At 66.6% G+C, this 9,663-nt stretch carries 7 protein-coding genes; 3 read left to right on the forward strand and 4 right to left on the reverse strand.

The genetic code is table 11. The annotated features are described in order from the left end of the window. Position 1: 1 nt before the first annotated feature. The 3 genes from ASC93_RS28850 to ASC93_RS28860 form a co-directional block, all read right to left on the reverse strand. Positions 2-1,198: a substrate-binding domain-containing protein gene (locus tag ASC93_RS28850; protein WP_056450942.1), complete on the reverse strand. Its 1,197-nt coding sequence runs from the start codon at positions 1,196-1,198 to the stop codon at positions 2-4. 36 nt (positions 1,199-1,234) lie between these two features. Further along, positions 1,235-2,107 carry an alpha/beta fold hydrolase gene (locus tag ASC93_RS28855; protein ID WP_056450946.1) on the reverse strand — a complete coding sequence of 291 codons (873 nt, stop codon included), beginning with the start codon at positions 2,105-2,107 and terminating at the stop codon, positions 1,235-1,237. Positions 2,108-2,200: 93 nt separating this feature from the next. After that, positions 2,201-4,561, reverse strand: coding sequence for a TonB-dependent receptor (locus tag ASC93_RS28860; RefSeq protein ID WP_056450949.1), 2,361 nt, complete (start codon positions 4,559-4,561; stop codon positions 2,201-2,203). Positions 4,562-4,912: 351 nt separating this feature from the next. Here ASC93_RS28860 and ASC93_RS28865 point away from each other — a divergent pair, with 351 nt between their 5' ends. Further along, positions 4,913-5,833, forward strand: a complete 921-nt coding sequence (locus ASC93_RS28865; RefSeq protein ID WP_056450952.1) for a LysR family transcriptional regulator — start codon at positions 4,913-4,915, stop codon at positions 5,831-5,833. Between the two features lie 136 nt (positions 5,834-5,969). On the opposite strand, the gene ASC93_RS28870 is transcribed toward ASC93_RS28865, so the two are convergent. Next, positions 5,970-7,106, reverse strand: a complete 1,137-nt coding sequence (locus ASC93_RS28870; RefSeq protein WP_056450955.1) for a GNAT family N-acetyltransferase — start codon at positions 7,104-7,106, stop codon at positions 5,970-5,972. Between the two features lie 27 nt (positions 7,107-7,133). On the opposite strand from ASC93_RS28870, the gene ASC93_RS28875 reads away from it, so the two are divergent. Continuing rightward, positions 7,134-9,188, forward strand: a complete 2,055-nt coding sequence (locus ASC93_RS28875) for an NAD(+) synthase (RefSeq protein WP_056450958.1) — start codon at positions 7,134-7,136, stop codon at positions 9,186-9,188. 44 nt (positions 9,189-9,232) lie between these two features. Next, positions 9,233-9,571 (forward strand): P-II family nitrogen regulator, encoded by a 339-nt coding sequence (locus tag ASC93_RS28880; protein ID WP_036236923.1) that lies wholly within the window; start codon positions 9,233-9,235, stop codon positions 9,569-9,571. Positions 9,572-9,663 lie beyond the last annotated feature (92 nt).

Genomic DNA, 9,663 nt, shown 5'->3' on the forward strand with positions numbered 1-9,663 from the left:
GTCAGCGCTTGTTCCGGATGGGCAGCGGCAGTTCGCTCGCCGGGATCTCGCGCACCAGTTCCAGCAGGTCCCACTCGCTCTTCTGGTCCTTCTTGATGCGGAAGTGGTACATGGGCTGCAGTGCCTGGTGATCTTCTTTTCGGAACGTCATCGTCCCCTTCGGCGTGTCGAACGACATGCCTTCCATCGCCGTCACCATCTGGTCGCCATTCCCGGACGGGACCTTCTGCAGCGCCGCGACGACGGCCGCCGCCGCCGCCATGCCGCCGGCCGTGAACATGTCGGGCGGGACCTTGTAGCGCTTCGTGTGCTCGGCCACGAGCCAGTCGTTCATCTTGTTCTTCGGGAAGCCGTAGTAGTAATTGATGGTGCCTTCGGTGCCGGCGTATGCCTTCCACGTCTTCATCACGGGCAGGATGTTGCCGCCCGGGGCGAGCGAGATGCCGTAGCGTTCCGGCTTCATGTCGGCGATCTTGTTCATCGGGTTCGGGCCGGCCCAGACGATGGCCAGCACGCGCGGCTGCGGCTTGTCTTTCAGGGCGTCGAACAGGCGCTGCGTGGGCGCCGTGAAATCGGTCGCGGCGGCCGGGGCGTATTCTTCATGGACGACGGTCGCCTTGCTTCCGGTCGCGGCCAGCGCTTCCTTGCCGGCCTTGATGGCGTCGCGGCCGAACGCATAGTCCTGCGCGAGGAACGCGATGCTGCCGCTCTTCAGCGTCGACGCCGCGGCCAGCGCGTCCTGCATCGAATTGCGCGCGGTGCGGAAGATGTACTTGTTCCACCGGGCGCCCGTGATCTCGTCCGCGACGGCCGGTTCGACGATCAGCACCTTCTTGTATTCCTTCGCGACCGGCAGCATCGCGAGCGCCGCGCCGGATGACGTGGTGCCGACGGCGATGTCGACCTTGTCGTCGCCATACGCCTCGGCCAGCAGCGTGCGCGAGAGGTCGGGCTTGCCCTGGTCGTCCTTGACGAGCACTTTCAGCTTGCGGCCGTTGATTTCCATCTTGCCGCCGGTGAGGTATTCGAGGCCCAGCATGAAGCCGGTCTCGGTTTCCTTGGCATACGATTCGAGCTGGCCGGTCTTGCCGGCGATCAGGGCGACCTTCAGGTCCGGGGCGGCCAGGGCAGAGCCCGTCGCCGTCAGGGCGAAGGCGGCGAACAGGGCCAGGGGCAGGGGTTTGATCAGGCGTTTCATGTTGTCTCCATGTTTGGTGGGCACGGGGTGCCCACCCTACGGTGCAGTGGCCAGGAATTTCACGATGGCGTCCAGCGCCACAGGTTCGGTCAGCATCGGCGCGTGGCCCACGCCCGGCACGTCGACGTACGTCATCGCGGGTGCCGCGCGCCGCATCCACGCGGCTTGCCGTTCTTCCAGCAGGTCGGACAGCGCCCCGCGCACCAGCAGCACCGGGCGCTCGTGCGAGAGCTTGCGGAACGCCATCCGCAGCGGCAGCGACGTCGGCCTGAGTTTACCGGTTTGCAGGGCGATGGCAATGTTCGGGTCGTAGCGGGGCGCCAGCCGGCCGGCGGCGTCCGGGGCGAAGGCGCGGCGCGCCCATTTGTCCCATTCGGGGGCATCGTTGTCCGGGAAAGCGCAGGCGTTGATGTCGCGCACGTAGCCGGCGGCGTCTTCCCACGAGCCCACGGTGCCCGTCCGGCCCGCGTAGCCGGTGATGCGCGCCAGGCCTTTTTCCGAGATGACGGGGCCGATATCGTTCAGTACGGCCGCAGCCACCAGGTCGATGCGCCGCGCCGCCAGCGTCATGGTGATCAGGCCGCCCATCGACGTGCCGATGAATACGGCGCGCGCGATGCCGAGGTCGGATGCCAGGCGGACGACGTCGCCGGCGTACACGCCCGGCGTGTAGTTGTCGTGATTCGGATCGCGCTCGGAATCGCCGCGGCCGCGCACGTCGAGCGCCAGCACGCGGCGTCCCAGCGCGGCGATGCGCGGCGCGAGCTCGTCGAAATCGGACGCGTTGCGCGTCAGCCCGTGGATGCAGATCACGGGCAGCCGCGCCGGCCCGCCCGCGCCCGCGTAGTCGCGTGCGTGCAGCGACAAGCCATCGTCACTGGTGAAGGTGATGTCGGTGTAGGTGGACATGTGACCGTTTGGTTTGTTGACAGGCGCGTCGAGCCTGGGGCGCCTCGGCGGAGAGCCCCGGCGGGGGGCTCTCCTCGCGGTCCGGGCGGACGATCAGAACTTCACGTCCAGCGTCGCGCGGACGCTGCGCGGGTCGCCGTAGAAGGCGGTGACCGAGTTGAAGAAGCCGGAGAAGTTATAGCCGGCCACCTTGTAGCGCTTGTCCGTCAGGTTGCGGCCATGCAGTCCGACCTGGTACTTGCGGTCGGAACTGGTCCAGACGAGGCCCGCGTCCCACAGGCCGAAGCCGCCCTGGGACAGCGCCAGGTTGCCGGGGATGGTGGCATCCAGGCTGGGGACGCCGGTCGGGCGCGCGATCTCGGTCTGGTACACCTTGCTCTTGTAGGCAATGCTGTTCATCAGGCTCAGCGTGCCCGAACGTCCCGCCAGCGCGAGCGGCCAGTCGTAGTTCACGGACAGGTTGGCGGCGTTCCTGGGCGTGTTCTGGAACTCCGTGCTGCCCGCGATGTTGACCAGGTTGGCCCCGTTCGCGACATACCACTGCTTGTACTTGGCGTCGATGTGGCTGTACATCGCGCTGACGCTGAGCGCGTTGGTCAGGTAGGCGATCATTTCCAGTTCGAGGCCGTCGATCCTGGCCTTGCCGGCATTCGTCAGCGTGCCGGCGAAGCCGTTCACGTTGCCGTTCGCGTCGAAGGTCGGGATCGAGCCGGGGATCTGGACGTTCTTGTAGTCGGTGTAGAAGACGGCCGCATTCGTCTGCAGGCGGCCGCCGTGCATCGACGACTTCAGGCCCAGCTCGACGGTGCTGACTTCTTCCGGATCGACGCCGCGGCGCTTGGCCAGCGAGGCCGCCGTGTTCGGGCCGCCGGATGCCGTCAGGTCCATGCGCGGATCGAACATGCCGCCCTTGAAGCCCTTGGAAAAGGTGCCGTAGACGTTGTGGTCCGGCGCGAACTTCCAGCCGATGCCGACCTTGGGCGTGAATTTCTTGTCGGTGCGGTCCAGGTCGTCCTTGCCGAGATCCGTGTTCGGCGGCCCGAACGCGAAGGCGGCCGGATTGCCCAGCAGCGCCGACCCTTTCAAGCCGAGATAGGTCTGCTTGAAGATGCGCGCGCGCCGCTGGTCGTCCGTATAGCGGCCGCCGACCGTGACGTTGAACGTGTCGGTCAGGCTGTAGCTGGCGTCGGCGAAGGCGGCCCACGTGCGCGTGTCGATGTCGTCGTACGTCAGCAGCGACAGGCCGCCGGCCGCGTTGTACAGGACGTCGAACTTGTTGAAGGCGTTGGCCTTCATGTAGAACACGCCGGCCACGCCCTGCAGGCGCGAGCCGGTGTAGGTCAGCTGGAATTCCTGGCTGGTCTGGTGGTCGCTGTAGATGGCCGGCGCCTCGAACAGCGGCGTCTCGAGCGAATCGAAATCGATCGGGGCGTACGATTCCGACTTGCGGTTGGCGGTGATCGACTTGAACGACAGGGTCGGATCGATGGTGTAGTCGATCAAGAGCGAGGTGCCCTGGTTGATCACCTGCTGCTTGTGGCCGACCACCGAGTACAGGTCGGCGCGCGTGTCGTACAGGCCGGGCAGCGGCTGGATGTTGGCCGGCGCGGGGCCCGCCGTCACGCGATAACCCTGGCGCGGTTGCGAGTCGTCGACCGTGCGGTCGTAGGCGAAGCGCACGAACAGGTCGCTGTTCGGCAGCAGTTCCGCGCTGATGCGGCCGGCCCACAGGTCCTTGTTGTAGTTCTGCTGGCCGGTGAGGACGTTGTGGCCGAAGCCGTTGCGGTTGAAGGTGGCGAGCGTGCCGCCCAGGCGCAGGATGTCCGTCACGGGCGTGCTGGCCTTGACGACGAGGTCCGCTTCGCCGTAGTTGCCCACGGTGGCCTTCGCATCCAGCATGGGTTTCGGGGCGAGCTTGCGGGTCACGTACTTGACGGCGCCGCCGATCGTGTTGCGGCCATACAGCGTGCCCTGGGGGCCGCGCAGCACTTCGATGCGTTCGAGGTCGTAGATGTCGGTGAGGGCGCCCTGCGGACGCGCCAGGTAGACGTCGTCGAGATAGATGCCGACGCCCTGCTCGTAGCCGGCGACGGGGTCCTGCTGGCCGATGCCGCGGATGAATGCGGTCAGCGTGGTGTTGGTGCCGCGCGACGTTTTCAGCGTGGTGTTCGGCACCTTGTCGGTGAGCGCGGTGAGGTCGGGGATGGCCTGTTTTTCGAGCTCGGCGCCGGACAGCGCGGTCACCGCGCCCGGTACGTCCTGGATCAATTCGGCGCGGCGGCGAGCGGTCACGACGACCTTGCTGATGTCTTCCGTGGCGGACGCGGCGGGGGCGGTGTTCGCGTCTTCCTGGGAATGGGCGACCCCGATCGTGCTGCCGTACATTGCCATGAGCACGGCAATGGACATGGCGGAACGGGCGGGGCGGTGCAGTTTCGGCTTGCTAACACGCATTGAATGTCTCCTGATTTTGTTTGGTGTTATGCGTTCAGGTACGTTTCGCATGATCGGAGTGTGCCTCGGATGAAACTGGTTGAAAAGACAACGCCGCGCCCACCGGTTGTGCATTTATGCACAGCACGCCGGAATCGCCCATCGCAGGCGGCGCCACAGGACGCGGCACGTTGCAACGCGCGGAAAACCGCTCTGCTGTGCATACGCAAGAGATATTCCGAAAACGTTGCAGCGGCAATGTGCACTGGTGCACAATATGTCACCTTGATATCAAACAACGGGTTCTCGAAAAAGCCGCACTGAACGGTGACCCCATGCGTGACGGGTCGGCGGGGACCGGGGGAGACAAACATGCACAGCCTGCCGGAGTGGACGGATTTGCGGTTTTTCCTGGAGCTGGCGCGCGCCGGCACCCTGTCGGGGGCGTCGCGCCGCCTCGACGTCGAGCACACGACCGTCGCCCGGCGCATCGACCGCCTGGAGCAGCAGCTGGGGACGACCCTGTTCGACCGCTCGCGCGAAGGCTACGAGCTGACGGAGATGGGCCTGGCCCTGCTGCCGCACGCCGAGGCGATGGAAGGCGCGGCGCTGGCCGCCACCGAGCAGCTGGGCGGGGCGGAAGTGGCGGCGCACGGCGTCGTTCGGCTGGGCGTGCCGGAAGTGTTCGGGGTGCGCGTCGTCGCGCCCCTGCTGGTGACACTGTTCGACGAGCACCCGGACCTGTCGATCGACCTGCTGGCCCTGCCGCGCTTCGCCAACCTGGCCAACCGCGAGGCCGACCTCGGCGTCATGCTCGATCCGCCGTCGACGGGGCGCTACATGGTGACGCGCCTCGCCTCGTTCCGCTTCTACCTGTACGCGTCGCCGGCGTATCTGGCCAAGCACGCGCCCATCCGCACGCATGCGGACCTGGAGCACCATCACTTCGTCGACTACGTGCAGGACCGCCTGGCCAGCCGCGAACTGTCGTACCTGAACGAACTCGGATTCACGCCGCGCCGCCGCCTGTGCTGCTCGGGCATGGGGGCGCAGATCGAGGCGGCGTCGCTGGGCATGGGCCTGATGATGGCGCCGCCGTACGCGGTGCCGGACGACGGCCGCCTCGTGCCCGTCCTGCAGGGCTTTTACGCGGAGCGCTCGTTCTGGCTGGCGGCGCCGACGGACCTGTACCGGCTGCGCCGCGTGAAGGTCGTGTGGGACCTGTTGCGCGACCTGGCCGACAACAATCCGAAGCTGTGGTGGGACAAGGGCGACATCGGGAGGGCGGCGTGATCCGCGACTATGTGCCGGCCGACCGACCGACCGACCGCGCCGCCATCACAATTTGCCGCCGATCCGCGGCGTGCCGTATGCGCGTTATGTGTTGCGGTTGACGTAGCGCGTGGGCACGGCGTGCCCACCCTACCGCTCATTTCCGGAACGGGTTGCGGTCGTTGAGCTCATCGATGTAATCGTCGATCCCGCCGGCTTCGCGCTCCAGGAAGCGCTCGACGGCGTCCGCGAACGACGGATGCGCGAGCCAGTGCGCCGACCAGGTCCGCGTCGGCAGGAACCCGCGCGCCATCTTGTGCTCGCCCTGCGCGCCGCCTTCGAACACCTGGATGCCCTGTTCGATGCAGAACTCGAGCGGCTGGTAGTAGGCCGCCTCGAAGTGCAGGCAGGGCACGTGTTCCAGCGCGCCCCAGTAGCGGCCGTACAGGGTGGTCGCGTCGTGCACGACGAGCGAGGCCGCGATCGGGTGGCCGTCGCGCTCTGCGATCACGAGCAGCAGGTTGTCCGGCATCGTTTTTCCGATGCGGCGGAAGAAGTCCAGGTTCAGGTAGGGCTTGGAAAAGTGTTCCGAATAGGTGTTGCGGTAGCAGCGCGTGAAGAAGCGCCATTCCTCGTCCGTGATGTTCCGCCCGCGCACGCGCCGCAGCGAGACGCCGGCCTCGCGCACCTTGCGCCGCTCGGCGCGGATGTTCTTGCGCTTCTTTTGTTCCAGGGTGGCGAGGAAGTCGTCGAACGTCGCATAGCCTGCGTTCATCCAGTGGAACTGCACCCCGCTGCGCAGCATGAAGCCGGCGTCGGCCAGCTGTTTCGCTTCCTCGTCCGGCGGGAACAGCACGTGCGTGGACGACACCTCCGTCGCCTTCTGCGTCTTCACGAGAACGTCGACGAGGGCCGCCCGCGCCCGCGCGTCGCGCGCGAGCAGGCGCGGGCCGGCGACGGGCGTGAACGGGATCGCGGACAGCAGCTTCGGATAATAGTCGAGTCCATGCTCCTGGTAGGCATTGGCCCACGCCCAGTCGAACACGTATTCGCCGTACGAATGGCCTTTCACGTACAGGGGCAGGGCGGCGGCCAGGCCGTCGGCGGCGTCGTACAGCGCGATGTACTGCGGCTGCCAGCCCGTTTCCGGCGTCGCGCTGCCGGATTCGTGCAGCGCGTGCAGGAACGCGAAGGACAGGAACGGGTTGGCATTGTCCTGCAGGGCGACGAGGCCGTCCCACCGGGCTTGCCCGATCTCGGACAGAGAAGAAACGATATGCGTGCGATAATTCAAGATGACTTCCGTGAGCTGTTGAGACCTATGGATAAGCGATTCTTCAACCTGTATTCCCACGATTTCGCGCGCGTGGCCGTCGCCAGTCCGCGTTGCAAGGTCGCCGACCCGGCCTTCAACGCGCAGGAAACGATCCGCCTCGCGCGCGAGGCCGCCGACGCGGGCGCCGTGCTGGCCGCCTTCCCCGAACTGGGCTTGTCGGCCTACACGTGCGACGACCTGTTCCACCAGCGCGCGCTGCTCGATGCCGTGCTGGACGCGCTGGCCGAGGTGGTCGCTGCATCGAGTTCTCTGCCGCTGGCGCTCGTCGTCGGCGCGCCGCTGCGCGTCGGCCACGTGCTGTTCAACTGTGCCGTCGTCGTCGCGGGCGGCCGCATCCTGGGCGTGGTTCCGAAAAGCTATCTGCCCAATTATGGCGAATTTTACGAAAGTCGGCAGTTCAGCGCGGCGGACAACGCGGCCGTCGACCATATTTCGCTGCTGGGCCAGGACGTGCCGTTCGGCCCCGAGCAGCTGTTCGAGCTCGAGAATCTGCCGCTGCTGCGCTTCCACGTCGAGATCTGCGAAGACGTGTGGGTGCCGATCCCGCCGTCCTCGTACGCCGCGCTGGCCGGCGCGACGGTGCTGGTGAACCTGTCGGCGTCGAACGTCGTGGTGGGCAAGAGCGGCTATCGCCACCAGCTCGTGGCGCAGCAGTCGGCGCGCTGCCTGGCCGCGTACCTGTACACGTCGGCCGGACAGGGCGAATCGACGACGGACATGGCGTGGGACGGCCAGTCGCTGATCTACGAAAAGGGCGACCTGCTGGCCGAGTCCGAGCGCTTCCAGGGCGACTCGCACATCGTCTATGGCGACGTCGACCTGGAACGCCTGTCCGTCGACCGCATGCACACGACGACGTTCGCGCAGTCCGTGCGGCGCCATGCGCACGAGGTGGCAAAATTCCGCGTGCAGAAATTCGCCGTGCCGCTGCCGCTCGAGCGCGACCTGCCGCTGGCGCGCCTCGTCGAGCGCTTCCCGTACGTGCCGGCCGACGGCCGCCGGCGCGACGCGCGCTGCACCGAGGTCTACAACATCCAGGTGCAGGCGCTGGTGCAGCGGCTGCAGTCGTCCGGCCATCAGAAGGTCGTGATCGGCATCTCGGGCGGCCTCGATTCCACGCACGCGCTGCTCGTCTGCGCCAAGGCGATGGACAAGCTGGACCTGCCGCGCGCGAACATCCTCGCGTACACGATGCCGGGCTTCGCGACGAGCGAACGCACCTTGCGCCAGGCGCGCGAACTGATGCGCGTCGTCGGCTGCACGGCGCACGAAATCGACATCCGCCCCAGCTGCATCCAGATGCTCAAGGACCTCGGCCACCCGTATGCGGAGGGCGCGGAACAGTACGACGTCACGTTCGAGAACGTGCAGGCGGGCGAGCGCACGAGCCATTTGTTCCGCCTCGCGAACCATCACCACGCGATCGTGATCGGCACCGGCGACCTGTCCGAGCTGGCGCTGGGCTGGTGCACGTACGGCGTGGGCGACCACATGTCGCACTACAACGTCAACGCGAGCGTGCCCAAGACGCTGATCTCGCACCTCGTGCGCTGGGTCGCGGACACGAAGCAGGTCGGCGAGACGGGGTCCGATGTCCTGATCAACGTGCTGGAAACCGAGATCTCGCCGGAACTGGTGCCGGGCAAGGCGGGGGACGCGAACAAGCCGGCGCAGGTGACCGAAGACTTCATCGGCCCGTACGAACTGCAGGACTTCAACCTGTACTACACGATCCGCTACGGTTTCGGCCCGGCCAAGGTCGCGTTCCTGTCCTGGAACGCCTGGCGCGACGCGGCACACGGACCGTGGCCGGAAGGCGGCAGTCCGGCGCGCAACCAGTACGGCCTCGCCGCGATCAAGAAGAACCTGGGCATCTTCCTGTGGCGTTTCTTCAAGACGAGCCAGTTCAAGCGCTCCTGCGTGCCGAACGGGCCGAAGGTCGGCAACGGCGGCTCGCTGTCCCCGCGCGGCGACTGGCGCGCGCCCAGCGATTCGGAAGCGACCGTGTGGATGGCGCAGCTGGCCAGGATTCCAGATTGACCGGGCGCCATGCGATAATCCCGGGAAATTGAAAGGAGATACACATGAAACAGATTACCTGCGTGATCAAGCCGTTCAAGCTGGACGAAGTGCGCGAAGCGCTGGCCGAAGTGAACGTCACCGGCCTGACCGTCACGGAAGTGAAGGGCTTCGGCCGCCAGAAGGGCCACACGGAACTGTACCGCGGCGCCGAATACGTGGTCGACTTCCTGCCCAAGGTGAAGATCGAAGTGGTGGTCGACGATGCGCTGACGGAGCAGGTGGTGGACGCCATCATCAAGGCCGCGCGCACCGGCAAGATCGGCGACGGCAAGATCTTCGTGCAGGAAGTGGAGCAGGTGATCCGCATCCGTACCGGCGAGACGGGGCCGGACGCGGTTTAAGCCCGCGCGCGTCGTCCCCGCGAAGGCGAGGATCCAATTTCAGCCGGCGGGCCGCGTATAACTTGGGTTCCCGCCTGCGCGGGAACGACGGT

The organism is Massilia sp. Root335 (assembly GCF_001425685.1).
In the GTDB taxonomy this organism is placed as follows: Bacteria; Pseudomonadota; Gammaproteobacteria; order Burkholderiales; family Burkholderiaceae_D; genus Telluria; species Telluria luteola.